The following is a 24357-nucleotide window of genomic DNA, read 5'->3' as shown; positions in this document are numbered from 1 at the left end:
GCTACTATTACTCCGAATTCTGCCTGTTTGGTGCCGCAGCATGGCACTTTGGCGCACACCCGGTGGTCATAGCCTGCGAACTTCATTCGGCACCTTCCTCTAAGGGATCTAGTCATGCTCCGTTCCTTGCGCTTCGCCGCGCTGTTCAGCGGCCTTATTCTGAGTGCGTCCGCACTGGCGGTGGATATCGACGCCGCCAGTTATGGCTATCCCCTGACCAACCCGTTCGAGGCGACCATCGCCACGACCCCGCCGGACTTGCGCCCGGAATTGCCGCTGGACGACGACATCAATCAGTCGGACCGCAGCCTGACGTTGCGCCCGGAGCGAGAGTTCATCCTGCCGGACAACTTCTGGGCGGTAAAAAAGCTCACCTATCGCATCGCCACCCAGGACAAGCCAGCACCGCTGATCTTCCTGATCGCCGGCACCGGCGCGCGCTATGACAGCACGCTCAACGAATACCTGAAAAAGCTCTACTACAAGGCCGGCTACCATGTCGTGCAGCTGTCTTCGCCAACCAGTTTCGACTTCATCAGCGCTGCCTCGCGCTTCGCCACCCCGGGCGTAACCAAGGAAGACGCCGAAGACATGTACCGGGTGATGCAGGCCGTGCGCGCGCAAAATCCCAAGCTGCCAGTCACCGAGTATTACCTGACCGGTTACAGCCTCGGCGCCCTTGATGCCGCCTTCGTAGCGCATCTGGACGAGACGCGCCGCAGCTTCAACTTCAAGAAAGTGCTGCTGCTCAATCCGCCGGTCAACCTCTACACCTCGGTGACCAACCTCGACAAACTGGTGCAAACCGAAGTTAAAGGCATCAATACCAGCACCACATTCTATGAGCTGGTACTGTCGAAGTTGACCCGCTACTTCCAGCAGAAAGGCTACATCGACCTCAACGATGCGCTGCTCTACGACTTCCAGCAGTCCAAGCAGCACCTGACCAACGAACAGATGGCGATGCTGATCGGCACCTCGTTCCGCTTCTCGGCGGCCGACATTGCCTTCACCTCAGATCTGATCAACCGTCGCGGTCTGATCACCCCGCCGAAATTCCCGATCACCGAAGGCACCAGCCTCACGCCGTTTCTCAAACGTGCGTTGCAGTGCGACTTCGACTGTTACCTGACCGATCAGGTGATCCCGATGTGGCGTGCACGCACCGACGGCGGCAGCCTGCTGCAACTGATCGATCAGGTCAGCCTGTATGCGCTCAAGGATTATCTGCACGACAGCCCGAAAATCGCCGTGATGCACAACGCCGACGACGTGATCCTCGGCCCGGGCGACCTCGGTTTCCTGCGTAAAACGTTCGGTGATCGTCTGACCGTTTATCCACTGGGCGGCCATTGCGGCAACCTTAACTACCGCGTCAACAGCGACGCCATGCTGGAGTTCTTCCGTGGCTAAATATCTCCTGCTGATGGCAGCGCTCCTCTGCGCAGGCGTGGCCCAGGCCGACAACAGTAAAGCCAACGCGCCGGTGGTCGTCGACAGCGACGGCTTCAAGGAGCCGCTGTCCAAACTCAAGTTCAACCCGGGGCTGGATCAGCGCGAATTCGAGCGTTCGACGCTCAACGCGCTGAACGTCTACGACCCGCTGGAATCGTGGAACCGCCGGGTTTACCACTTCAACTATCGCTTCGACCAATGGGTGTTCCTGCCGGTGGTCGATGGCTACCGTTACATCACGCCAAGCTTCGTGCGTACCGGGGTGAGCAACTTCTTCAACAACCTCGGTGACGTGCCGAACCTGGTCAACAGCCTGTTGCAGTTCAAAGGTCAGCGCTCGATGGAAACCACCGCGCGCCTGCTGCTCAACACCACCATCGGCATCGCCGGCCTGTGGGACCCGGCGACCGCCATGGGCCTGCCGCGTCAGAGCGAAGACTTCGGCCAGACCCTGGGCTTCTACGGTGTACCGGGCGGCGCCTACTTCGTACTGCCGATCTTCGGCCCGTCGAACATCCGCGACACCGCCGGTCTTGCCGTGGATTACACCGCCGAGTCAGCGATCAACTTCCTCAACGTTTCCGAAGTCAGCTCCAACCACCCGGAAATCTGGGCGTTGCGTGCAGTCGACAAGCGTTATCAGACCAGCTTCCGTTACGGCCAGATGAACTCGCCGTTCGAGTACGAGAAAGTGCGCTACGTGTACACCGAGGCGCGCAAGTTGCAGATCGCCGAGTAGTTTTCGGCAGGTACAAAAAAGGGCCATTCGATGCGAGTCGAATGGCCCTTTTTTTTAAGATCAAGGGATCGCAGCCTGCGGCAGCTCCTACAGGGGGTGCGCGATGCCCATGTAGGAGCTGCCGAAGGCTGCGATCTTTTAGCCTTTAACAGATTTCCAGATTTTGCCGACGACGGAAACCACCGCCAACACCACCGCACCAGCGATGATCCCCGCCACACCATTGAGCAACATCGGTACCGCAAACCCGGCACCACCGGCCGCCGCGCCAACGCCTTCAATCCAGTGATGAATCACCGGCACGCCGTGGGTGAGGATGCCGCCGCCGACCAGGAACATAGCTGCCGTACCGACCACCGACAGGGTTTTCATCATGTACGGTGCCGCACTCAAAATGCCGCTGCCGACTTTCTGCGCGACCTGCCCAGGCTTCTGGGTCAGCCACAAACCGAGATCGTCGAGCTTGACGATGCCCGCCACCAAGCCGTAAACGCCAACCGTCATGACGATCGCGATACCGGACATCACGATCACCTGTTGCGTCAGCGAAGCATCCGCCACGGTGCCCAAGGTGATGGCGATAATTTCTGCGGACAGAATAAAGTCAGTGCGGATTGCGCCTTTGATCTTGTCCTTCTCGTACGCCACCAGATCGGTCGCCGGATCAGCTACCGCCTCAGTCAGTTGCACATGTTCGGCGTCGTCTTCAGCCTTGCTGTGCAAAAATTTGTGCGCAAGCTTCTCGAAACCCTCGAAGCACAGGTACGCACCACCGACCATCAACAGCGGCGTCACCAGCCATGGTACGAACGCACTGATCGCCAGCGCCGATGGCACCAGGATCAATTTATTGACGAACGAGCCCTTGGCCACGGCCCAGACCACCGGAATTTCCCGCTCGGCACGCACGCCGGAGACCTGCTGGGCGTTGAGCGCCAGGTCGTCGCCGAGCACGCCGGCGGTCTTCTTGGCGGCCATTTTGCTCATCAACGCCACGTCATCCAGCACGGTGGCAATATCGTCGACCAGCACCAGCAAACTGCTTCCTGCCATGAATCCTGTTTCCTTTTATGTATGAATGGTGCGAAGCATAACGCGACCACAGACCACACGGGGCATTCTTGAGCGCTGCGCGAGGCCGGTGCTACCATGCGCAACCGCCAGAACAGGCAAGGAACCACCGGGTTTATGAGCACAATCCGCGAGCGCAACAAAGAACTGATCCTGCGTGCCGCCAGTGAGGAGTTTGCCGACAAGGGCTTCGCTGCGACCAAAACCAGCGACATCGCCGCCAAGGCGGGATTGCCCAAGCCCAACGTCTACTACTACTTCAAGTCCAAGGAAAACCTCTACCGCGAGGTATTGGAAAGCATCATCGTGCCGATTTTGCAGGCTTCGACCCCGTTCAATCCGGACGGCGTACCGAGCGAAGTGCTGAGCGGCTACATCCGCTCGAAGATCCGCATCTCCCGCGACCTGCCCTTCGCCTCGAAAGTGTTCGCCAGCGAAATCATGCACGGCGCCCCGCACCTGAGCGCCGACCTGGTCGAGCAGCTCAACAGCCAGGCCAAGCACAACATCGACTGCATCCAGAGCTGGATCGACCGCGGCCAGATCGCCCCGATCGACCCGAATCACCTGATGTTCAGCATCTGGGCCGCGACCCAGACCTACGCCGACTTCGACTGGCAGATTTCTGCGGTCACCGGGAAAGACAAGCTGGATGAGGCGGATTATGAGGCCGCGGCGCAGACGATTATCCGGTTGGTGTTGAAAGGGTGTGAGCCGGACCAGTAAGACTGCGGTGACCCCATCGCGAGCAAGCTCGCTCACACATTGGATCTGTGGCGTTCACAAATCCCCTGTGGGAGCGAGCTTGCTCGCGAATGGAGCGACTCGGTTAGCCTGTCAGACCCAAATCGCATCCCACAGCGGATAATCGCCAAACTTTTGCACTAAGCCTGCTCGCAATGGGTTGGCCACGACATATCGCGCTATTTTCACCAGATCCTCCTCTCTGCGCAGTGCCCGATCGTGAAATCCCTGCTGCCACAGACTGCCTTTTCTATCCGCTGCCATATTCACAGCCCGCGCGCTCAAGGATTTTGTTCGTTGCATCAGGTCACTCAAGGAGCCTCGCTTCAAATCGATCAACCAATGAAAGTGGTCAGGCATAACTACCCACGCCAAAGAGTCGGCAAAGCCCTGTTCTTGGGCGCGTCGAAATTGCTCAACGACCAACCTGCCCAATGCAAAATCGTGGAAAACAGGTTCGCGATATAGGGTATTGGCAGTCAACAGATAAATTCGGTTGAGCTCGTCGTAACGACCAAAGCGCAAGCGATGTGAAGCGGAAAGTTTCGGCATTCCTTTGCCCCTTTCAAGAGATGACCTGAAAGGTTAGATCTGCACACGAGGAGGAAGCGTCAAGACTGTTAGCAAGATGTTTCCGTTGAATCGCCTTCGCGAGCAAGCTCGCTACCACAGGGATTTGAGGTGTTCACACTTTATGTGCCAGAACACAAACCTGTAGGAGTGAGCCTGCTCGCGATAGCGGTTATTCAATCAACGCAGATTCAAGCAGCCACCCCCGCATCCGCCCGCAACTCCAGCGCCTCCACCGCCCTGATCGCCACCTGCTCATCAATATCCGACAGATCACCGCTAATCCCGATCGCGCCCAGCACGTTCCCCGCCTGATCCCGAATCAACACACCGCCCGGTGCCGGCACGACGCTGCCCTGGCCCATGCTGTTGAGCGCGGCAATAAACGCCGGGCGTTGTTGTGCATCCAGTGCCAGTAGGCGCGAGCCTTTACCCAGAGCAATCGCGCCCCAGGCTTTGCCGATGGCGATGTTCGGGCGCAGCAGGCTGGCGCCGTCTTCGCGTTGCAGGGTGATCAGGTGGCCGCCGGTATCGAGTACCGCGATGGTCAGCGGCGCGGCGTTGATGCCGCGCCCTGCATTGATGGCTTCGTTGACCAGGTTGACTGCGACTTTCAAGGTTAAAGCGCTCATGGTGCCGTCCTCATTTTGTTATAGGGAAAGTCGTGGAGCTGCGCTTTTCTGCCGCAGCCCGATGCAATAAATAGAACACAATGAGTTATTTTTTTGTATACAATAATTCTCGAAAAGCGCCACATGCGACGAAAAGCCACACTCAGACAGGCTTCCGACGAATGAAACAGGCGCTTGAGAAAATGGATTGACCTGCGCCATCCGCCGTGAATACACTCTGCGCAAAGCCACTTGTATACAATTACAAAACGTAAAGAGGCACAAAACCATGAGCAAAATGAGAGCAATCGAAGCCGCCGTTCTGGTGATGCGCCGTGAAGGGGTTGATACCGCTTTTGGCATCCCGGGCGCTGCCATCAACCCGCTGTACTCCGCCTTGCAGAAAGTCGGTGGCATCGATCACGTCCTTGCTCGCCACGTTGAAGGCGCCTCGCACATGGCCGAGGGCTACACCCGCACCAAGGCCGGCAACATCGGCGTGTGCATCGGTACTTCCGGCCCTGCCGGTACCGACATGGTCACCGGGCTCTACAGCGCCTCGGCCGACTCGATTCCAATCCTCTGCATCACCGGCCAGGCACCCCGCGCCCGTATGCACAAGGAAGACTTCCAGGCGGTCGACATCACCAGCATCGTCAAGCCAGTCACCAAGTGGGCGACCACTGTTCTGGAACCGGGCCAAGTGCCTTACGCGTTCCAGAAAGCGTTCTTTGAAATGCGCTCCGGCCGTCCAGGTCCAGTACTGATCGACTTGCCGTTCGACGTGCAGATGGCCGAGATCGAATTCGACATCGACGCTTACCAGCCGCTGCCACTGGCCAAGCCGACCGCGACCCGCGTTCAGGTTGAAAAGGCTTTGGCTCTGCTGGATCAGGCTGAGCGCCCATTGCTGGTGGCCGGCGGTGGCATCATCAACGCCGACGCCAGCGATCTGCTGGTTGAGTTCGCTGAACTGACCGGCATTCCGGTTATCCCGACCCTGATGGGCTGGGGCACCATCCCGGACGATCACCCGCTGATGGTCGGCATGGTTGGCCTGCAGACTTCGCACCGTTACGGCAACGCGACGATGCTGAAATCCGACGTGGTGTTGGGGATCGGTAACCGTTGGGCTAACCGTCACACCGGTTCGGTTGACGTTTACACCGAAGGTCGCAAGTTCATTCACGTCGACATCGAAGGCACGCAGATCGGTCGTGTGTTCACGCCGGATCTGGGCATCGTTTCCGACGCCGCTGCTGCACTGACCGTGTTCATCGAAGTAGCGCGTGAATGGCAAGCCGCCGGCAAGCTGAAAAACCGCAGTGCTTGGCTGCAAGACTGCCAGCAGCGCAAAGCCAGCCTGCATCGCAAGACCCACTTCGACAACGTGCCGGTGAAACCACAGCGCGTTTACGAAGAAATGAACCAGGTGTTCGGCAAGGACACCTGCTACGTCAGCACCATTGGTCTGTCGCAGATTGCCGGCGCGCAGTTCCTGCACGTCTACAAGCCGCGTCACTGGATCAACTGCGGCCAGGCCGGCCCGTTGGGCTGGACCATTCCGGCAGCGCTGGGCGTGGTGAAGGCCGATCCGAGCCGCAAAGTCGTGGCCCTGTCGGGGGACTATGACTTTCAGTTCATGATCGAAGAACTGGCGGTCGGCGCTCAGTTCAAACTGCCGTACATCCACGTCGTGGTGAACAACTCGTACCTGGGTCTGATCCGTCAGGCACAGCGCGGGTTCGAAATGGACTACTGCGTGCAGCTGTCCTTCGATAACCTGAACGCGCCGGAACTCAACGGTTACGGTGTTGACCACGTCGCAGTGGCTGAAGGCCTCGGCTGTAAGGCACTGCGTGTGTTCGAACCATCGGAAATCGCCCCTGCCCTGCGCAAGGCCGAACAGATGATCGAAGAGTTCAAGGTGCCGGTGATCGTCGAGATCATTCTGGAGCGTGTGACCAACATCTCCATGGGTACCGAGATCAACGCCGTCAACGAATTCGAAGACCTGGCGCTGGTCGGCAACGATGCGCCAACGGCGATTTCGCTGCTTGATTGATCGTAATTAGCTCCCTCTCCCTCCGGGCGGTCCGACGTTTCGGGAGGGCTGGGGTGAGGGAAACGTTTTTGCGGTGATCGCAAAATTCGGATCAAACTCAGGATCCCCCTCACCCTAAACCTCTCCCCCAGGAGAGGGGACTGATCGCGTTCAGTCTGACCAACCGTGTCACATCCGTTTTTAGGAGACCACCATGCCGCGTTTCGCAGCCAACCTGTCCATGCTGTTCACCGAACAGGATTTCCTTGCCCGTTTCGACGCCGCCGCCAAGGCCGGTTTCAGCGGTGTCGAGTACCTGTTCCCGTACGACTTCAGCTCCGCTGAAATCAAGGCCAGGCTCGACGCCAACGGTCTGACCCAAGTGCTGTTCAACCTGCCGGCCGGTGACTGGGCCAAGGGCGAACGCGGTATCGCGTGCCTGCCGGATCGGGTTGAAGAGTTCCGCGCCGGTGTCGATCTGGCGATTGCCTACGCGCAAGTGCTGGGCAACACCCAGATCAACTGCCTGGCCGGTATCCGTCCACAAGGCGTTGACGATGCCACGGTAGAAAAGACCTTCGTCGCCAACCTGAAATACGCCGCCGACAAGCTGCAGGCAGCGGGCATCAAACTGGTGATGGAAGCGATCAACACCCGCGACATCCCGGGCTTCTACCTGAACAACACGGCGCAAGCCCTGTCGATTCGCGAGCAGGTCGGCAGCGCCAATCTGTTCCTGCAATACGACATCTATCACATGCAAATCATGGAAGGCGATCTGGCCCGCACCCTGCAATCGCACCTGGGCGAGATCAACCATGTGCAGCTCGCGGACAACCCGGGGCGCAACGAACCAGGCACCGGTGAAATCAACTACCGCTTCCTGTTCGAACACCTCGACCGCATCGGTTATCAGGGTTGGGTTGGCTGTGAATACAAGCCGCTGACCACCACCGAAGCAGGCCTGGGCTGGCTGAAAACCCACAACGCAATTTAAAGAACACTGCAAAAACCCTGTGGGAGCGAGCCTGCTCGCGAATGCGGTGGTTCAGTCAACACGGATATTGAATGTTCCACCGTATTCGCGAGCAGGCTCGCTCCCACATAAAAGCAGCTCCCTTTTTGCTTGAAGCAGCAATAAAAACAAGAGGATTTTCTCATGGCTAAAATCGGATTTATCGGCACCGGCATCATGGGCCACCCAATGGCTTCGAACCTGCAGAAAGCCGGTCACAGCCTGTTCCTGTCGGCGCACCACGACGCCGCCCCTGCTGACCTGGTTGCCGCTGGGGCCGTTGCCCTGGCCAACCCGCGCGAAGTCGCGCAGGAAGCTGAATTCATCATCGTCATGGTCCCGGATACCCCACAGGTCGACGACGTACTGTTCCGCGCCGACGGCGTTGCCGCAGGCCTGAGCAAAGGCAAAATCGTTATCGACATGAGCTCGATCTCGCCGACCGCCACCAAGGCCTTCGCAGCGAAGATCAACGAAAAAGGCGCGCAATACCTCGATGCACCGGTATCCGGCGGTGAAGTCGGCGCCAAAGCCGCGACCCTGAGCATCATGATCGGTGGCGACGCCGATGCCTTCGAACGCGCACTGCCGCTGTTCCAGGCCATGGGCAAGAACATCACTCTGGTCGGTGGCAATGGCGACGGTCAGACCGCCAAAGTCGCCAACCAGATCATCGTTGCCCTGAACATTCAGGCCGTTGCTGAAGCCCTGCTGTTCGCTTCGAAAAACGGTGCTGATCCGGCCAAGGTGCGTGAAGCACTGATGGGCGGTTTCGCCTCCTCGAAGATTCTTGAAGTGCACGGCGAGCGCATGATCAAAGGCACTTTCGATCCAGGCTTCCGCATCAGCCTGCACCAGAAAGACCTGAACCTCGCCCTGCAAGGCGCCAAGGAGCTGAACATCAACCTGCCAAACACCGCCAACGCCCAGCAAGTGTTCAGCACCTGCGCGGCCATCGGTGGCAGCAACTGGGACCACTCGGCGCTGATCAAGGGTCTGGAACACATGGCCAACTTCTCGATTCGCGACAACAAATAAAGCCTGCACAAAACCCTGTGGGAGCGAGCCTGCTCGCGAAAGCGGTTGCACATTCAACATCCATGTTGGCTGACACATCGCCTTCGCGAGCAGGCTCGCTCCCACAAGGGTTCCGAGTTGCCCTTTCGAATAACAAGAATTCCGGGAGCCCGCCATGTCGGTCGATCCGCAACAACTGCTGCGCGAGCTGTTTGCCACAGCCATCGACGCGGCTCATCCGAACCAAGTCCTCGAAGCCCATCTGCCTGCCGATCGTACCGGCCGGGTGATCGTCATCGGCGCCGGCAAAGCCGCCGCCGCGATGGCACAAGTGGTCGAGCGCTGCTGGGAAGGTGAAGTGTCTGGCCTGGTGGTGACCCGTTACGGTCACGGCGCCCCGTGCGAAAAAATCGAAGTGGTCGAAGCCGCGCATCCGGTGCCGGACGCTGCCGGTCTGGCCGTGGCCAAACGCGTGCTCGAACTGGTCAGCAATCTGACGGAAGACGACCGCGTAATCTTCCTGCTCTCCGGTGGCGGCTCTGCCCTGCTGGCCCTGCCGGCCGAAGGCATCACCCTCGCCGACAAGCAATCGATCAACAAAGCCCTGCTGAAATCCGGCGCGACCATCGGCGAGATGAACTGCGTGCGCAAGCACCTTTCGGCGATCAAGGGCGGACGTCTCGGCAAGGCCTGCTGGCCTGCCACGGTCTACACCTACGCGATTTCCGATGTACCGGGCGACCTCGCCACGGTCATCGCGTCAGGCCCGACCGTGGCCGACCCAAGCACTTCCGCCGAAGCGCTGGCGATCATCAAACGCTACGGCATCGATATCCCGGTCTCGGTGCGCAACTGGTTGCAAAGCCCTGAGTCGGAAACCGTCAAACCCGGCGATCCGTCCCTAGCGCGCAGCCACTTCCAGTTGATCGCCCGTCCTCAGCAATCACTGGATGCGGCGGCGGTGAAATGCCGTCAGGCCGGATTCAGCACGCTGATCCTCGGCGACCTCGAAGGTGAGTCGCGCGAAGTGGCGAAAGTCCACGCCGGCATCGCCCGCCAGATCATCCATCACGGTCAGCCATTGGCAGCGCCGTGCGTGATTCTCTCCGGCGGCGAAACCACCGTGACCGTGCGTGGCAATGGCCGTGGCGGGCGCAACGCCGAATTCCTCCTCAGCCTCACCGACAGCCTCAAAGGCCAGCCCGGCGTCTACGCCCTGGCCGGTGACACCGACGGCATCGACGGCTCGGAAGACAACGCCGGTGCGATCATGACCCCGGACAGCTACGCCCGCGCCGCCGCCCTTGGCCTGAGCGCCAGCGACGAGCTGGATAACAACAACGGCTACGGTTATTTCGCGGCGCTCGATGCGCTGATCGTCACCGAGCCGACCCGCACCAACGTCAACGACTTCCGCGCCATTCTGATCCTTGAGAGCTGCAAATCATGACGCCTGATAAAAAGGTCAAAATCCTCGCCACCCTCGGCCCTGCTGTCGATGGCATCGAAGACATCCGTGAGCTGGTCGAGGCCGGGGTGAATATCTTCCGCCTGAACTTCAGCCACGGCGATCACGCCGATCACGCCAAGCGCTATCAGTGGATCCGCGAAGTCGAGCGCCAGCTCAACTACCCGCTGGGTATTCTGATGGACTTGCAGGGGCCGAAACTGCGCGTCGGCAAGTTCGCTGACGGCAAGGTGCAGTTGCATCGTGGTCAGGCATTCCGTCTTGATCTGGACGCGACGCCGGGCGATGAGTGCCGGGTCAATCTGCCGCATCCGGAGATCATTGCCGCGCTGGAAGCGGGCATGGATCTGCTGCTCGACGACGGCAAACTGCGTCTGCGCGTGGTCAGCAAATACGCTGATGCGATCGACACCACCGTGCTCAATGGCGGCGAACTGTCGGACCGCAAAGGCGTCAACGTGCCGCAAGCGGTGCTCGACCTCAGCCCGCTGACCGCCAAGGATCGTCGCGATTTGAGCTTCGGTCTGGAACTCGGCGTGGACTGGGTCGCGTTGTCGTTTGTGCAGCGCCCGCAAGACATCGTCGAAGCGCGCGCACTGATCGGCGACAAAGCCTTTTTGATGGCGAAAATCGAGAAGCCTTCCGCCGTTGAACAGTTGCGTGAAATCGCTGAATTGAGCGACGCGATCATGGTGGCCCGTGGCGACCTCGGCGTCGAAGTGCCCGCCGAAAGCGTGCCGCAGATTCAGAAAAACATCATCACTACGTGCCGTGAACTCGGCAAACCGGTGGTGGTGGCGACGCAGATGCTCGAGTCGATGCGCTTCTCCCCTGCCCCGACCCGCGCCGAGGTGACCGACGTTGCCAACGCCGTGGCCGAAGGTGCCGATGCGGTGATGCTCTCGGCAGAAACTGCCTCTGGCGAATACCCGCTGGAAGCTGTGCAGATGATGAGCAAGATCATTCGTCAAGTTGAGAACGGCCCGGATTATCAGACGCAACTCGACGTCAGTCGGCCGAAGGCTGAAGCGACCGTTTCCGATGCAATCAGTTGCGCGATCCGGCGTATCAGCAACGTGCTGCCGGTGGCGGTGCTGGTCAACTACAGCGAGTCCGGTGCATCGAGTCTGCGTGCGGCGCGGGAACGGCCGAAAGCGCCGATTCTCAACCTGACGCCGAACCTGCAGACCGCACGGCGATTGAGCGTGGCGTGGGGGATTCATTCGGTGGTCAATGATCGTCTGCGTCAGGTCGACGAGGTTTGCTCGACCGCGCTGGAAATCGCCCAGGCGCAGGGGATGGCCGAGCGTGGCGACACGCTGCTGATCACTGCCGGTGTGCCGTTCGGGCAGCCGGGGTCGACCAACTCGCTGCGGATCGAAACGTTGATCTGACTCCCCTCCATGATCGTTCCCACGCTCTGCGTGGGAACGATCAAACCTGGGGGAATAGCGGTTATTCCTTCGATCAAAATGCTTGAGCGCTACAACTGGCCTCATCGCCAGCAGGCGCCTCGGTTTCACTGACTTTCAGAACTGCCATGCCTGCCAATCATTTCAATACCCACTGCCCCGACTGGGCCGAGGCTTTGCTCAACGGTTTCAGTCAAATATTCCTCCAGCGTCATCCGCTGTGCGGCCTGCTGTGCCTGTTGGCGATTTTGCTGACGGCGCCCGTGCTGTTCGCCGGTGCGCTGCTCGGTGCCGTTGCCGGCCTGCTTACTGCACAACGGCGCAACTACGCCAAGGCCGATCGCCAGGCTGGACTGTTCAGCTACAACGGCATCTTGCTCGGACTGCTGCTGAGCCTGTATTTCCCCTGGTCGCCGATGCTGCCGCCGCTGATTCTTGCCGCCGGCGGCCTGAGCGCGATGATCACGCAGCAATGGCTCAAACACGTGTACAGCAGCCGTTTCATACCGGCCTACACCTCGCCGTTCGTGGCCATGAGCTGGGTCTTGCTGCTGTTTACCGAACCGTCGGCGCCGATGGCGCACATCGAGATGAACACGCTGAACGTGCTTGCCGCCGAATTGCGCGGTCTGGGCCAGGTGATGTTCCTCGGTCATCCACTGGCCGGCGCATTGATCGCCATTGGTTTGCTGATCGCTGATCGCCGGGCGTTTTGCTGGGCAATGCTCGCCTCGGCAATCGGCCTTGGTTCGAGCCTGCTGCATCACGAAACCAGCGCCGCTTTGCTCGGTTTCGGCAGTTACAACGCCGTGCTCGCCGCCCTCGCCTTCTCTTCGCAACGTCAACAACCGTGGCTGCCGCTGGTCGGCATCGTCCTCGCGCTGCTGGTTACACCGTTGTTTGCAGCGGTGGGTCTCGCCACGTTGACCGCGCCGTTCATCCTCGCGGGCTGGCTGATCCGCGCCGGGATTCAGATGCTCGGCAAAGCCACGGTCGAGCGTGCGCCTTGCGCTCATGGGGAGAATCAACCTAGGCTGCGCTGATCTTCGATTCAGGCGTTATCCATGGACAGCAGCAACAGTTGGCGCGAACGGCTTTACGTCATGATTTTCCAGAGCGACACCCGCGCCGGGCGTCGCTTCGACGGCATCCTGCTGTTGATCATCCTCGCCAGTCTGGTGATCGTGATGCTCGACAGTATCGACAGCATTCACCAGAACTACGCCGACGTGCTGGCCTACATCGAGTGGGGCTTCACGATCATCTTTCTCGGCGAGTACATCCTGCGTCTGTACTGTTCACCGAAACCGTTGCGCTACGCCTTCAGCTTCTACGGGCTGGTGGATTTACTGGCGATCGTGCCGGGCATCCTCGCGCTGTATTACAGCGATGCGCAGTACCTGCTGATTATCCGGATCATCCGCATGCTGCGGATCTTCCGTGTGCTCAAGCTCAGCCCGTATCTCAAGCAAGCCAATTATCTGATGTCGGCGCTGCGCGGCAGCAAGCAGAAGATCGTCGTATTTCTGGTCAGCGTCTGCACCCTGGTGACGGTGTTCGGCACCTTGATGTACGTGATCGAAGGCCCGGAACACGGCTTCACCAGCATTCCCAAAGGCATCTATTGGGCGATCGTCACGCTGACCACGGTGGGCTTCGGCGACATAGTGCCGAAGACGCCGCTGGGTCAGGTGATTTCGTCGCTGGTGATGATCACCGGTTACTCGATCATCGCCGTGCCCACGGGGATTTTCACCGCCGAACTGGCTAACGCCATGCGCGGTGAACAACTGCAACACGACTGCCCGGTGTGCAAGAAAAACAGCCATGAACATGGCGCGGCGTTCTGCTCGCGATGCGGCAATGCACTGTTCAAGAAACTGGAATAAGCAAAGAGCTTTTTAATCTTTAAACGACTATGCGCGCCCCGTTATAGTCAGTGGCAATTGAATATCACCCCCTGCTTCTACACCGATAAAACAAGGAATGCGCAGTGAAAAAACTCTTTGGCGCCTCACTTCTCGCCGCCGGCCTGGCCTTGGCCAACATCGCCCAGGCAGCCCCGACGCTGCTCAACGTTTCCTACGACGTGATGCGCGATTTCTACAAGGACTACAACACTGCGTTCCAGAAACACTGGCAAGCCGAGCACAACGAAAACATCACCGTGCAGATGTCTTTCGGCGGTTCGAGCAAGCAAGCGCGCTCGGTGATCGATGGCCTGCCGGCTGACGTCATCACCATGAACATGGCCACCGACATCAACGCCCTCGCCGACAACGGCAAACTGGTGCCGGAGAACTGGGTCACCCGTCTACCGAACAACAGCGCGCCGTTCACCTCGGCCACGGTGTTCATCGTGCGCAAAGGCAACCCGAAAGCCCTGAAAGACTGGCCGGATCTGCTCAAGGACGGCGTGCAAGTGATCGTGCCAAACCCGAAAACCTCGGGTAACGGTCGCTACACCTACCTGTCGGCCTGGGGTTATGTGCTGAAGAATGGCGGCGACGAAAACAAGGCCAAGGACTTCGTCGGCAAACTGTTCAAGCAAGCGCCGGTGCTCGATACCGGTGGCCGTGCGGCGACCACGACCTTCATGACCAACCAGATCGGCGACGTGCTGGTAACCTTCGAAAACGAAGCGGAAATGATTGCCCGCGAGTTTGGTCGTGATCAGTTTGAAGTGATCTACCCGAGCGTTTCCGCAGAGGCTGAGCCGCCGGTTTCCGTGGTCGATAAAGTGGTCGACAAGAAAGGCTCGCGTGCGGCAGCGGATGAGTATCTGAAGTACCTGTGGTCGCCGGAAGGTCAGGAAATTGCGGCGGCGAACTACCTGCGTCCGCGTGATCCGGCGGTGTTGGCCAAATACACCGATCGTTTCCCGAAAGTTGATTTCCTGTCGGTGGAGAAGACCTTTGGTGACTGGCGTACGGTGCAGAAGACTCACTTCAATGATGGTGGGGTTTTCGATCAGATTTATAGCGGGCAGTAAGGTTTAAGGCTGGCGTGAAAAAGGCGATCCACTGAGGTCGCCTTTTTTTGTGGCCGCTTTACCCTCACCCCAGCCCTCCCGAAACGTCGGACCGCCCAGAGGGAGAGGGGGCCGACCGTGGGATGCTCAAAAGATTTGCCGACCTGAAAGTGCTGCTGTGAATCCATAATCGCTGCAAGTCTTTCAGGTCGATGTATAGCGCCAGACACCTCGGTCAGTCCCCTCTCCCTCCGGGAGAGGGCTAGGGTGAGGGTCTGCTTTCACATCGGTGGCGTCACCCCATCCTTACCCGCAGAAATCGACTGCGCCGTCAGCGTGCCATCCGCACTCTGCGTCACGAACGTCACGATCTTCACCCCAACCTTCAGCAAACTCCGATCCCCCGGCACCAGATTGACGATCGGCACATCCTCCGGCACCAGAATCTTCTGCTGCCCGCCCTTGTAGTTCACCGTCAGCACCCGCCCGTTGCTCACCACAAGATCGCCGACGCTGCCATTGGTCATGCTGCTGCCCTTGGCCAGATCGAACGGCCGATGCCCGTCGCCGCTACCCGCCAGCTCCGGCGGAAACACATGCACTTCCAGCGCCTTGAGCGTGCCATCTTCCTGCGGCATCGCCGCCGAGCCGATGTAACTGCCAGGTTTGATGTCTTCGATATTGGCCAGGGTGACCGCGCGAACTTTGGTGTCGCCGGTCAGCTGAATCAACACGTTCTCGCCGCTGTTGACGTGGACTTTCAGGCTGTCGGTATTGACCCCGGTGATCTCTCCGCGCACACCGATGCGCATCCCCGGGGCATCGGCGGCCTGTGCGCTCATCGCGCCGAGCAGGCTAGTCAGGACAATCGTTGCGATAAGACGAAGCTTCATTGCAATCCTCCGGTCATGAATGTTGAACAAGCCAATGCGAACATAAGCACGCTATCGAACAGGATGTAAGTGAATGTATCATCGACCCTCAACGGTCGGACGCAAGGTCCGCCGATGGATGACTTGCCGAGTGCTCCTGTTCATTCCGCAACGGAATAACTGATATCAACCGACGGCGTCTTCTGCCCGCCCGGTTTGTCCCATAGCCTCACTGCATTCCCTTTCGCTGGATCGAGAAACCTTATGACCACCACCACTCACGCAATGACCCGAGGCATGGTGCTGCTGTTCGCTTTCTGCTGCGGCGCCATCGTTGCCAACATCTACTACGCACAGCCGATCATCGGCCTGATCGCACCGGACATAGGCCTCTCCGACACCATGGCCAGCTTCATCGTCTCGCTGACGCAGATCGGTTATGCGCTGGGCCTGTTCTTCCTGGTGCCGCTGGGCGACCTGCTGGAGAACCGCCGGTTGATGATCATCACCACCCTGGTGGCGATTGCCAGCCTATTGGCGGCGGCGTTTACCGATCAGCCGAATGTGTTTTTGCTGATCTCGTTGTTGGTCGGTTTCAGCTCGGTGTCGGTGCAGATCCTGATTCCATTGGCTGCGCATCTGGCACCGGAAGAATCCCGTGGCCGGGTGGTCGGCGGGATCATGGGCGGCTTGTTGCTGGGTATCCTGCTGGCGCGACCGGTGTCGAGCGTGGTCGCCGACCATTTGGGTTGGCGGGCGATGTTCATGATTGCCGCCGCATTGATGGCGGCGATCAGCGTGGTACTGGCGTTGACCGTGCCCAAGCGCCAGCCCGATCATAGCGCCACGTATGGCCAGTTGATCGGTTCGCTGTGGACCCTGCTACGCCAACAACCGGTATTGCGCCAACGCGCGTTTTATCAGGGCTGCATGTTCGCCACGTTCAGCCTGTTCTGGACTGCGGTGCCGCTGGAACTGGCGCGCAACCATGGTCTGTCGCAAAGCGAAATCGCGATCTTTGCCCTGGTCGGCGCCATCGGTGCCATCGCCGCGCCGATCAGCGGACGTCTGGCCGACGCTGGCCACACCCGCATCGCCTCGCTGCTGGCCATGGTCTTCGCCAGCCTGAGCTTCCTGCCCGCCTTCATCCACCCGGCCTACAGCGTCATCGGCCTGGCCGTGACCGGCGTGGTGCTCGATTTTTGTGTGCAGATGAACATGGTCCTCGGCCAGCGCGCGGTCTACTCGCTGGACGCCAAAAGCCGTGGCCGTTTGAACGCGCTTTACATGACCAGCATCTTTATCGGCGGCGCCTTCGGCTCGTCCGTCGCCAGCGCGGTGTATGAACATGGCGGCTGGTTGTGGATCGTGATTGTGGGAAGTGCGTTCCCGCTGTTGGCGTTGTTGCGGTTTTTGAGTGTTTCGCAGCGTGGTTCATTGGCAACGGCGTAAGGCGTCAAAAGCTTCGCGAGCAGGCTCGCTCCCACGGGTTATTCATTTAGCCTGAGGGAGCGATGAAGCTTAATAACGAACCAGTTTCTCCATCGCCGCATCCGCCAGAAAGGAGGAGCGGCTTTTGACGTTGTGTTCGCGCACATAACGATCGATGCGCTGAATTACATAGCCAGGCAACGTCACGTTGACCTTTTCGGTCTTGCCGAGATAAGGCGAAATATCCAGCTCCAGCATGCCCCAACCCATCTCGGCAAACTCTGGATTACTGCGATGAGCGGATGCCGAAGTCGGCATAGGAATCGACTCCCCGTCCGCCGCAATCTCCTGCAGCATGATGTGGGCGACTTCAACCGCCGCCTTGTAGGCATCTTCAAAGCTATCCCCTGCCGTAACGGCGCCGGGAATATCGGGGATCTGAATACCGATGGCAGTGTTCTCGTCTCCCCACTCGATACAGATTGGATATTGCATTACGGATCTCCTTCGTAACTGGCTGGCGGGTTGTACAACCCGGCACGCCGCCTGATGCTCTTGACCGTCCCCAACGGCAAATCCTTTTTCGGATGTGGGACGGGAATCGTGTACGGGTTGTATCGGTGCTTGAAGATGTGATGACTGCCGGCGACCCGATCCAGCACCCAGCCAGCCTCCTCCAGCTCCTTGATCAATTGCCTGCTTTGCACCAATCGCCTCCTTGGCTTGGTCTTTTAAAAATAACCCTAGAGTTATCTTTACTCAAGCACAGAAATCCAGAGAGCGACGTCCGGTTGTTTTACAGAGTGTGATTGAAACGCTAGGCCCTGAGCTTTGCGCAGCGCTTCCTTGAGCAATTTCTGTGCGAACCCAACAGGCACACAGCAAAACGGCGATCCAAAGATCGCCGTTTTCATTCACTGCCCGAACTGCTTGCCCAGCCCCGGTGGCACGCCGTGGATGTTGGTGTCTTCCCACGGGCCGTTGGGGCTGACGGAGCGGCTCCAGCCGTTGTTCCAGCGGTAGTAGGTGCGCTGGCGGTAGAAGGTGTTGGTCTGGTCGTCGAGGACGTAGACGCCGAGTTTCTGATCCCAGTGGCTGTTGCCGCCCGGTGGTGGGGCGAAGCTGGCTGAGGTGCGCGGGACGGGTTTGGCCGGTTTTGCCGGGATGCTTTTGCCTGGGGTCGGTGAGGTCGACGGGGTCGGGCTTGGCTGCGACGGCGGGATCGGCGGCAGGTTGGTGGTCGGTTCCGGTCGTTGCACCGCACATGCACTCAAGCCCAGGGCCAGTGTGAGGACTGTGATTCGGGCGATGGTGTGCATGGCGGTGCTTTCCTGTTGTGTCCGGCTATTGGTCCGGGCTGTCGATGGTCAGTTTTTGTAGCGCAGTGGTGCTACTGGCCAGAGGGCCGCTGCGACCGACCCACTCGCCGGCAGTCGGTTGGCCGGCACGGGAGATGCGCGCAACCAGTTGGACTTCAGGGAAGTTCGACAGTTTCAACTGCGGCATCATCGCGTCGGCATCGCCCAGTTCGACGGTCACCGGTAGATCGGCCACGGTCAGGCGTTTGGCCGCCAGCGGTGCCGGCGGGCCAGAGGTGGCGCGGGCAAAGATGAACACACTGTCGCCCGGTTGCACTTTGCTTCTGAGTTCGCTGGAAAGATCGACGCTGACTTTCAACAGCGCAGCTTTCGCGGCTTGCGGTGCTTGAGCGACTTTGCCGCCGCTGGCTTCGAGACGTTCGGCGGCGCGCTTGATCCCGCCTTGCAGCGCAGCGCGGGAACTGTCGTCCGGTGGCAATTGTGCGAGCAGACGATTCCAGTAATCGATGGCTTGCTGATAACGCTCGCCTTCAAACGCGGCGATACCGAGCAGGCCGAGGCTGGTGACTTCTTTCGGATCAGCCTTCAGCGCTTCGTCGGTCAGGGCCTGAATCTTTGCCGACCATTTCTTGCCATCAGCAAAGTACTGCGCCTGTGCCCACTGACCGAGCAGTTCCGGCTGGCGACCGGCCAGATTGGCGGCGCGTTCGAACATCTTCGCCGCGTCCGCCGGACGCTCTTGCGCCATGTAGGTCCGGCCGAGGAAATACAGGCCTTCCGCAGAATCCGGTTGCGCCGCGACGGCGCGCTCCAGACGTTGGGTCATTTCTTCCATCGACTGCGGCGCCTGGGCGAATTCGCGGGTCAGTTCGACCTTGTCGGCAGCACCGAAGTGCATATACAGGCCCAGGCCCAACACCGGCACCAGCACTGCCGCCAGCAGCGGCAACGGTTTGCCCAGTTTCGAGATACGCGGTGCGGCAACCCCTTCGGTATCCGCCAGTAACTCACGTGCAGCTTCGGCACGACCGCTGTCCATTTGCGCCGCGTCGAGCACGCCTTCAGCCTGTTGCGCTTGCAACTCGGCGACACGCTCCTGATACAACGCGACGTTCAGGGCAGTACGATCCTCTTCACGCTGGGCGCGACGTTCACGCAGCACCGGGATCAGCAGAAAACTCAGGGCGACCAGAAGCAACAGCCCTGCGGCAAGCCAGAAATCAATCATTCTTGGTTTTTATCCAACAGTTGGTCGAGGCGCTGACGCTCTTCACTGGACAGCGCTTGCGGGGTCTCGGCGCGCTGGCCGCGACGACGACGGACAATCACCGCTATCACCACCAAACCACCGAGCAACAGCCCGGCCGGGCCGAACCACAGCAGTGCGGTCTTGGCATTGAGCGCCGGTTTGTAGCGGACGAAATCACCGTAGCGATCAACCATGAAATCGATGATCTGCTGGTTGTCCTTGCCCTCGCCGAGCATGCGGAAAATCTCTTTGCGCAGGTCAGCGGCAATTGGCGCGTTGGAGTCGGCGATGTCCTGGTTCTGGCACTTGGGGCAGCGCAGTTCCTTGGTCAGTTCACGGAAACGCTCGCGATCACCTTCTTTGGCGAACTCGTAAGTATCGATGGCGGCATGGGCGACACCGACCAGACTCAAGCCCAATACCACGGCAGCCATAAAACGCTTCATAGCTTGGCCTCATCGACCAGTGCCTGGTACTTGGCCGCGAGTTTTTCGCGCCAGACTTGTTCGTCAATCACGCCGACGTACTTGTCGCGAATGATGCCCTTGGCGTCGATGAAGAAGGTTTCCGGAGCGCCGTAGACACCGAGGTTCAGGCCCAGCGAGCCTTCGTCGTCACGGATATCCAGCACGTACGGGTTGTGGAATTCGGCCAGCCACTTCAAGGCATCGGCGTTGGTGTCTTTGTAGTTGATGCCGTAGATCACCACGCCGCGCTCGGCGAGTTTGTTCAGCACCGGATGCTCGACCCGGCAGGAAATGCACCAGGTGCCCCAAACGTTGACCAGCGCCGGTTTGCCGAGGATGTCAGCCTTGGTCAGGCTCTTGTCGCCCTGCACGTTGGGCAGGGAAAACTCCGGGAATGGCTTGTTGATCATCGCCGACGGCAGTTCCGCCGGATCGAGGTACAGACCGCGATAAAGAAACACCGCCACCAGCAGGAAAATCGCCAGTGGCACCAGCATCAACCAACGTTTCATGCCGCCGCTCCCGTCATGCCCAGGGCTTCACGCACCTTGGCTTTCACCTTGACCCGATACCGTCGATCCAGCGCCGCCAGCAAGCCACCGAACCCGGTGAGCAAGCCGCCGAACCAGATCCAGCGCACGAACGGTTTGACGTGCACCCGCACGGCCCACGCGCCATTTTCCAGCGGTTCGCCGAGGGCGACATAAAGGTCACGGGTGAAACCGGCGTCGATGCCGGCTTCGGTCATCATCGAACTTTGCACGGTGTACAGACGTTTTTCCGGGTGCAGTACGCTGATTTCCTTGCCGTCGCGGATCACGCGAATGGTGCCTTTGTCCGAGGTGAAGTTCGGCCCTTCGAAGTGCTTGGCGCCTTCGAAAATGAAGTGATAACCGGCCAGGTCCATCGACTCGCCCGGCGCCAGACGCAGATCGCGTTCGGCACTGTTCTGGCTCGACAACACCACGCCCAAGGCGCACACAGCGATGCCGAGGTGGGCGATCTGCATGCCCCAATAGCTGCGGGTCAGTGTCGGCAGGCCTTTGATCAGGCCTTTGTGACGGGTCTTGTCGACGATGTCGCGGACACCGGCGAGCAATACCCACGCGGCCAGCAGGAAGGTCGCGATCACCGCCCAGTTGAAATCGCCGTAAGCGACACCGGCCACCACCGCCAGCGCAACGCTGCCGAGCAGCACTGGCGTGAGCATGCCGGCCAGCCATTTCACTGGAGTGTCCTTCCAGCGGACGATCACACCGACCGCCATGACCATCATCAGCAACGCCATCAACGGAATGAACAGTGCGTTGAAGTACGGCGGACCCACCGACATCTTGGCGCCGCTGAGGGCATCGAGAATCAGCGGGTACAGCGTACCGAGCAGGATCATCGACGCCGCCACTACCAGCACCAGGTTGTTGCCCAGCAGCAGGGTTTCCCGCGACCACAGGTTGAAACCGACCTGACTCTTGACCACCGGCGCGCGCAGGGCGAACAGGGTCAGCGAGCCGCCGACCACAAACAGCAGGAAGATCAGGATGAACACGCCGCGCTCAGGGTCCGAGGCAAACGCGTGCACCGAAGTCAGCACGCCGGAACGCACCAGGAACGTCCCGAGCAGGCTCAGGGAGAACGCGGCAATCGCCAGCAACACCGTCCAGCTCTTGAACACGCCACGTTTTTCCGTGACCGCCAGCGAGTGAATCAGCGCGGTGCCGACCAGCCAAGGCATGAAAGAAGCGTTTTCCACCGGGTCCCAGAACCACCAGCCGCCCCAGCCGAGTTCGTAATACGCCCACCACGAACCGAGGGTGATGCCGATGCCGAGGAAGGCCCAGGCGACGATCGTCCATGGGCGCGACCAGCGTGCCCACGCGGCATCAAGACGACCGCCCATCAACGCGGCGATGGCGAAGGCAAACGCCACCGAAAAACCGACGTAACCCATGTACAACATCGGCGGGTGAACGATCAGGCCGATGTCTTGCAACAACGGGTTCAAGTCGGCGCCATTGCTCGGCATTTGCGGCAGGATGCGTTTGAACGGGTTGGACGTGAGGATCAGAAACAGCAGGAAACCGGTGCTGATCATGCCCATCACCGCCAGAACGCGGGCAAGCATCACTTGCGGCAACTGCCGGGAAAACACCGACACCGCGAAGGTCCAGCCACCGAGAATCAGGGCCCACAGCAGCAACGACCCTTCGTGAGCGCCCCACACCGCGCTGAATTTGTAATACCACGGCAACGCGGTGTTGGAGTTGTTCGCCACATACGCGACGGAGAAGTCATCGGTCATGAACGCGTAGGTCAAAATGCCGAACGCAAACAGCAAAAAGGCAAACTGTCCCCACGCGGCCGGCTGGGCCAGACTCATCCAGAAACGGTCGCCACGCCAGGCACCGACCAATGGCACCACGGCCTGCACCAGGGCAAAACACAGCGCCAGGATCATCGCCAGATGACCCAACTCAGGAATAAAAATCGCCGACGTCATCGATCAACCCTCCTTAGCAGGCGTTGGTGCGGATTGACCGCTGTCTTTCAACGCTTTGGTCACTTCCGGCGGCATGTACTTCTCGTCGTGCTTGGCCAGCACTTCATCGGCGACGACCACGCCGTCAGCGTTGAGCTTGCCGAGGGCGACGATGCCCTGCCCTTCGCGGAACAGGTCCGGGAGGATGCCGCGATAGGCGATGGTCACGGATTTATTGAAGTCGGTGACGACGAATTTGACGTCGAGGGAATCCGGCGAACGTTGCAGCGAGCCCTTCTCGACCATGCCGCCAGCGCGGATGCGCGTGTCTTGCGGGGCTTCGCCATTGGCGATCTGGGTCGGGGTATAGAACAGATTGATGTTCTGCTGCAGGGCGCTGAGGGCCAGGCCGACGGCAGCGCCGACCCCGACCAGAATGGCCAGAATGATGATCAGACGTTTCTTGCGCAGCGGATTCACTTGCCGTTCTCCCGGCGCAGACGACGCGCCTCTTGTTGCAGATAACGCTTGCGGGCCGCGATCGGCGCCACCACGTTGAGGATCAGCACCGCCAGACAGATGCCGTAGGCCGACCAGACATACAGGCCATGATGGCCCATGGCGAGGAAGTCGCCGAATGAAGCAAAACTCATCGAGCGGCCTCCAGACTGTGCTGCACTTCTTCTTTCACCCAACTGGCGCGGGCTTCGCGCTTGAGCACTTCAAGGCGCATGCGCAGCAACAGCACGGCGCCAAAGAAGCAGTAGAAACCCAGCACCGTCAGCAGCAGTGGCAGCCACATTTCCGCCGGCATCGCCGGTTTTTCAGTCAGGGTGAAGGTCGCGCCCTGGTGCAGGGTGTTCCACCACTCCACCGAGTATTTGATGATCGGGATGTTGATCACGCCGACGATGGCCAGTACGGCGCAGGCCTTGGCGGCGCTGTCGCGGTTGCTGATGGCATTGCCCAGCGCGATCACGCCGAAATACAGAAACAGCAGAATCAGCATCGAGGTCAGGCGCGCATCCCAGACCCACCACGAGCCCCACGTCGGTTTGCCCCAGATCGCCCCGGTGACCAGCGCCACGGCGGTCATCCACGCGCCAATCGGTGCGGCGCATTGCAGGGCGACGTCGGCCAGTTTCATCTTCCACACCAGCCCGACCACACCGCACACCGCCAGCATCACGTAGATCGACTGAGCGAGCATCGCGGCAGGCACGTGAATATAGATGATGCGAAAGCTGTTGCCTTGCTGATAATCCGGCGGCGCGAAGGCCAGGCCCCAAACGACGCCGACACCAATCAGCAGCAACGCTGCGATGCTCAACCACGGCAGAAACTTGCTGCTGATGCCGTAGAACCACTTGGGCGAGCCGAGCTTGTGAAACCAGGTCCAGTTCATACTGTTTCCATCACGGGTGCC

26 protein-coding genes are annotated in these 24357 nt (G+C 59.8%); 12 read left to right on the top strand and 14 right to left on the bottom strand.

Annotation, left to right across the window (positions count from 1 at the left end; all coding sequences use genetic code 11):
* Positions 1-114 precede the first annotated feature (114 nt).
* Both RMV17_RS08250 and RMV17_RS08245 read left to right on the top strand, forming a co-directional pair.
* Positions 115-1413 (top strand): serine/threonine protein kinase, encoded by a 1299-nt coding sequence (locus tag RMV17_RS08250; protein ID WP_034151543.1) that lies wholly within the window; start codon positions 115-117, stop codon positions 1411-1413.
* Complete coding sequence (locus RMV17_RS08245; RefSeq protein ID WP_108226817.1) at positions 1406-2194, top strand: VacJ family lipoprotein; 789 nt, start codon at positions 1406-1408, stop codon at positions 2192-2194. The genes RMV17_RS08250 and RMV17_RS08245 overlap by 8 nt, the downstream gene beginning before the upstream one ends.
* A 138-nt stretch (positions 2195-2332) precedes the next feature.
* Here the strand turns inward: RMV17_RS08245 and RMV17_RS08240 are convergent, their stop codons facing one another.
* Complete coding sequence (locus RMV17_RS08240; protein ID WP_311886236.1) at positions 2333-3247, bottom strand: DUF808 domain-containing protein; 915 nt, start codon at positions 3245-3247, stop codon at positions 2333-2335.
* Between the two features lie 135 nt (positions 3248-3382).
* Here RMV17_RS08240 and RMV17_RS08235 point away from each other — a divergent pair, with 135 nt between their 5' ends.
* The gene (locus tag RMV17_RS08235) at positions 3383-3991 is read left to right on the top strand and encodes a TetR/AcrR family transcriptional regulator (protein WP_034151540.1); all 609 of its coding nucleotides are present in this window, start codon (positions 3383-3385) and stop codon (positions 3989-3991) included.
* Between the two features lie 111 nt (positions 3992-4102).
* On the opposite strand, the gene RMV17_RS08230 is transcribed toward RMV17_RS08235, so the two are convergent.
* Both RMV17_RS08230 and RMV17_RS08225 read right to left on the bottom strand, forming a co-directional pair.
* Positions 4103-4561 carry an REP-associated tyrosine transposase gene (locus RMV17_RS08230; protein ID WP_311886235.1) on the bottom strand — a complete coding sequence of 153 codons (459 nt, stop codon included), beginning with the start codon at positions 4559-4561 and terminating at the stop codon, positions 4103-4105.
* Positions 4562-4770: 209 nt separating this feature from the next.
* Positions 4771-5211, bottom strand: a complete 441-nt coding sequence (locus tag RMV17_RS08225; protein ID WP_016987506.1) for a heme-binding protein — start codon at positions 5209-5211, stop codon at positions 4771-4773.
* A gap of 268 nt (positions 5212-5479) precedes the next feature.
* Here RMV17_RS08225 and gcl point away from each other — a divergent pair, with 268 nt between their 5' ends.
* The 8 genes from gcl (at position 5480) to RMV17_RS08185 (ending at position 15138) form a co-directional block, all read left to right on the top strand.
* Complete coding sequence (gcl, locus tag RMV17_RS08220; RefSeq protein ID WP_007919935.1) at positions 5480-7255, top strand: glyoxylate carboligase; 1776 nt, start codon at positions 5480-5482, stop codon at positions 7253-7255.
* Between the two features lie 193 nt (positions 7256-7448).
* Complete coding sequence (gene hyi, locus RMV17_RS08215; RefSeq protein ID WP_016987505.1) at positions 7449-8231, top strand: hydroxypyruvate isomerase; 783 nt, start codon at positions 7449-7451, stop codon at positions 8229-8231.
* A 162-nt stretch (positions 8232-8393) separates the two neighbouring features.
* Positions 8394-9287, top strand: a complete 894-nt coding sequence (locus RMV17_RS08210; protein WP_007919937.1) for a 2-hydroxy-3-oxopropionate reductase — start codon at positions 8394-8396, stop codon at positions 9285-9287.
* Between the two features lie 154 nt (positions 9288-9441).
* The gene (locus tag RMV17_RS08205) at positions 9442-10716 is read left to right on the top strand and encodes a glycerate kinase (RefSeq protein ID WP_311886234.1); all 1275 of its coding nucleotides are present in this window, start codon (positions 9442-9444) and stop codon (positions 10714-10716) included.
* Complete coding sequence (gene pyk / locus RMV17_RS08200) at positions 10713-12128, top strand: pyruvate kinase (RefSeq protein WP_311886233.1); 1416 nt, start codon at positions 10713-10715, stop codon at positions 12126-12128. The genes RMV17_RS08205 and pyk overlap by 4 nt, the downstream gene beginning before the upstream one ends.
* 146 nt (positions 12129-12274) lie before the next feature.
* Positions 12275-13189 (top strand): urea transporter, encoded by a 915-nt coding sequence (locus RMV17_RS08195; protein ID WP_034151536.1) that lies wholly within the window; start codon positions 12275-12277, stop codon positions 13187-13189.
* A 21-nt stretch (positions 13190-13210) separates the two neighbouring features.
* Positions 13211-14035 (top strand): ion transporter, encoded by an 825-nt coding sequence (locus RMV17_RS08190; RefSeq protein ID WP_007919942.1) that lies wholly within the window; start codon positions 13211-13213, stop codon positions 14033-14035.
* 104 nt (positions 14036-14139) lie between these two features.
* Positions 14140-15138, top strand: coding sequence for a sulfate ABC transporter substrate-binding protein (locus RMV17_RS08185; RefSeq protein ID WP_034151535.1), 999 nt, complete (start codon positions 14140-14142; stop codon positions 15136-15138).
* Positions 15139-15398: 260 nt separating this feature from the next.
* Here the strand turns inward: RMV17_RS08185 and RMV17_RS08180 are convergent, their stop codons facing one another.
* Positions 15399-16010, bottom strand: coding sequence for a DUF5666 domain-containing protein (locus tag RMV17_RS08180; protein WP_311886232.1), 612 nt, complete (start codon positions 16008-16010; stop codon positions 15399-15401).
* Positions 16011-16253: 243 nt separating this feature from the next.
* Between RMV17_RS08180 and RMV17_RS08175 the strand changes: the two genes are divergently transcribed.
* Positions 16254-17441 carry an MFS transporter gene (locus tag RMV17_RS08175; RefSeq protein WP_311886231.1) on the top strand — a complete coding sequence of 396 codons (1188 nt, stop codon included), beginning with the start codon at positions 16254-16256 and terminating at the stop codon, positions 17439-17441.
* A gap of 69 nt (positions 17442-17510) precedes the next feature.
* Here the strand turns inward: RMV17_RS08175 and RMV17_RS08170 are convergent, their stop codons facing one another.
* The 10 genes from RMV17_RS08170 to RMV17_RS08125 form a co-directional block, all read right to left on the bottom strand.
* Complete coding sequence (locus RMV17_RS08170; RefSeq protein ID WP_038363904.1) at positions 17511-17915, bottom strand: type II toxin-antitoxin system HicB family antitoxin; 405 nt, start codon at positions 17913-17915, stop codon at positions 17511-17513.
* Positions 17915-18127, bottom strand: a complete 213-nt coding sequence (locus tag RMV17_RS08165; protein WP_311886230.1) for a type II toxin-antitoxin system HicA family toxin — start codon at positions 18125-18127, stop codon at positions 17915-17917. Before RMV17_RS08165 ends, RMV17_RS08170 begins: the two co-directional genes overlap by 1 nt.
* Positions 18128-18334: 207 nt before the next feature.
* Positions 18335-18739, bottom strand: coding sequence for a hypothetical protein (locus RMV17_RS08160; protein WP_016987493.1), 405 nt, complete (start codon positions 18737-18739; stop codon positions 18335-18337).
* 25 nt (positions 18740-18764) lie between these two features.
* Positions 18765-19967, bottom strand: coding sequence for a c-type cytochrome biogenesis protein CcmI (ccmI, locus tag RMV17_RS08155; RefSeq protein WP_311886227.1), 1203 nt, complete (start codon positions 19965-19967; stop codon positions 18765-18767).
* Complete coding sequence (locus RMV17_RS08150; RefSeq protein ID WP_311886226.1) at positions 19964-20434, bottom strand: cytochrome c-type biogenesis protein; 471 nt, start codon at positions 20432-20434, stop codon at positions 19964-19966. The genes ccmI and RMV17_RS08150 overlap by 4 nt, the downstream gene beginning before the upstream one ends.
* Positions 20431-20967, bottom strand: coding sequence for a DsbE family thiol:disulfide interchange protein (locus tag RMV17_RS08145; protein ID WP_311886224.1), 537 nt, complete (start codon positions 20965-20967; stop codon positions 20431-20433). The genes RMV17_RS08150 and RMV17_RS08145 overlap by 4 nt, the downstream gene beginning before the upstream one ends.
* A complete protein-coding gene (locus RMV17_RS08140) occupies positions 20964-22952 on the bottom strand; it encodes a heme lyase CcmF/NrfE family subunit (protein ID WP_311886222.1) in 1989 nt (662 codons plus the stop codon). The genes RMV17_RS08145 and RMV17_RS08140 overlap by 4 nt, the downstream gene beginning before the upstream one ends.
* A 3-nt stretch (positions 22953-22955) precedes the next feature.
* On the bottom strand, positions 22956-23411 hold the full coding sequence (gene ccmE, locus RMV17_RS08135) for a cytochrome c maturation protein CcmE (protein ID WP_034151526.1): 456 nt from the start codon (positions 23409-23411) through the stop codon (positions 22956-22958).
* Positions 23408-23584 (bottom strand): heme exporter protein CcmD, encoded by a 177-nt coding sequence (gene ccmD, locus RMV17_RS08130; RefSeq protein ID WP_003222944.1) that lies wholly within the window; start codon positions 23582-23584, stop codon positions 23408-23410. Before ccmD ends, ccmE begins: the two co-directional genes overlap by 4 nt.
* Complete coding sequence (locus RMV17_RS08125; RefSeq protein ID WP_016987487.1) at positions 23581-24336, bottom strand: heme ABC transporter permease; 756 nt, start codon at positions 24334-24336, stop codon at positions 23581-23583. The genes ccmD and RMV17_RS08125 overlap by 4 nt, the downstream gene beginning before the upstream one ends.
* Between the last annotated feature and the right edge of the window lie 21 nt (positions 24337-24357).

Source organism: Pseudomonas sp. VD-NE ins (assembly GCF_031882575.1).
Taxonomy (GTDB): Bacteria; Pseudomonadota; Gammaproteobacteria; order Pseudomonadales; family Pseudomonadaceae; genus Aquipseudomonas; species Aquipseudomonas fluorescens_BZ.
Note: the sequence above shows the minus strand (reverse complement) of the source record. Positions and strands in the feature narration are given on the sequence as shown.

Excerpts from the sequence above, each read along its gene's own strand:
- RMV17_RS08250 (WP_034151543.1), top strand. The coding sequence starts at position 115 with ATGCTCCGTTCCTTGCGCTTCGCCGCGCTGTTCAGCGGCCTTATTCTG.
- RMV17_RS08240 (WP_311886236.1), bottom strand. The coding sequence starts at position 3,247 with ATGGCAGGAAGCAGTTTGCTGGTGCTGGTCGACGATATTGCCACCGTG.
- RMV17_RS08235 (WP_034151540.1), top strand. The coding sequence starts at position 3,383 with ATGAGCACAATCCGCGAGCGCAACAAAGAACTGATCCTGCGTGCCGCC.
- RMV17_RS08230 (WP_311886235.1), bottom strand. The coding sequence starts at position 4,561 with ATGCCGAAACTTTCCGCTTCACATCGCTTGCGCTTTGGTCGTTACGAC.
- RMV17_RS08225 (WP_016987506.1), bottom strand. The coding sequence starts at position 5,211 with ATGAGCGCTTTAACCTTGAAAGTCGCAGTCAACCTGGTCAACGAAGCC.
- gcl (WP_007919935.1), top strand. The coding sequence starts at position 5,480 with ATGAGCAAAATGAGAGCAATCGAAGCCGCCGTTCTGGTGATGCGCCGT.
- hyi (WP_016987505.1), top strand. The coding sequence starts at position 7,449 with ATGCCGCGTTTCGCAGCCAACCTGTCCATGCTGTTCACCGAACAGGAT.
- RMV17_RS08210 (WP_007919937.1), top strand. The coding sequence starts at position 8,394 with ATGGCTAAAATCGGATTTATCGGCACCGGCATCATGGGCCACCCAATG.
- RMV17_RS08205 (WP_311886234.1), top strand. The coding sequence starts at position 9,442 with ATGTCGGTCGATCCGCAACAACTGCTGCGCGAGCTGTTTGCCACAGCC.
- pyk (WP_311886233.1), top strand. The coding sequence starts at position 10,713 with ATGACGCCTGATAAAAAGGTCAAAATCCTCGCCACCCTCGGCCCTGCT.
- RMV17_RS08195 (WP_034151536.1), top strand. The coding sequence starts at position 12,275 with ATGCCTGCCAATCATTTCAATACCCACTGCCCCGACTGGGCCGAGGCT.
- RMV17_RS08190 (WP_007919942.1), top strand. The coding sequence starts at position 13,211 with ATGGACAGCAGCAACAGTTGGCGCGAACGGCTTTACGTCATGATTTTC.
- RMV17_RS08180 (WP_311886232.1), bottom strand. The coding sequence starts at position 16,010 with ATGAAGCTTCGTCTTATCGCAACGATTGTCCTGACTAGCCTGCTCGGC.
- RMV17_RS08175 (WP_311886231.1), top strand. The coding sequence starts at position 16,254 with ATGACCACCACCACTCACGCAATGACCCGAGGCATGGTGCTGCTGTTC.
- RMV17_RS08170 (WP_038363904.1), bottom strand. The coding sequence starts at position 17,915 with ATGCAATATCCAATCTGTATCGAGTGGGGAGACGAGAACACTGCCATC.
- RMV17_RS08160 (WP_016987493.1), bottom strand. The coding sequence starts at position 18,739 with ATGCACACCATCGCCCGAATCACAGTCCTCACACTGGCCCTGGGCTTG.
- ccmI (WP_311886227.1), bottom strand. The coding sequence starts at position 19,967 with ATGATTGATTTCTGGCTTGCCGCAGGGCTGTTGCTTCTGGTCGCCCTG.
- RMV17_RS08150 (WP_311886226.1), bottom strand. The coding sequence starts at position 20,434 with ATGAAGCGTTTTATGGCTGCCGTGGTATTGGGCTTGAGTCTGGTCGGT.
- RMV17_RS08145 (WP_311886224.1), bottom strand. The coding sequence starts at position 20,967 with ATGAAACGTTGGTTGATGCTGGTGCCACTGGCGATTTTCCTGCTGGTG.
- RMV17_RS08140 (WP_311886222.1), bottom strand. The coding sequence starts at position 22,952 with ATGACGTCGGCGATTTTTATTCCTGAGTTGGGTCATCTGGCGATGATC.
- ccmD (WP_003222944.1), bottom strand. The coding sequence starts at position 23,584 with ATGAGTTTTGCTTCATTCGGCGACTTCCTCGCCATGGGCCATCATGGC.
- RMV17_RS08125 (WP_016987487.1), bottom strand. The coding sequence starts at position 24,336 with ATGAACTGGACCTGGTTTCACAAGCTCGGCTCGCCCAAGTGGTTCTAC.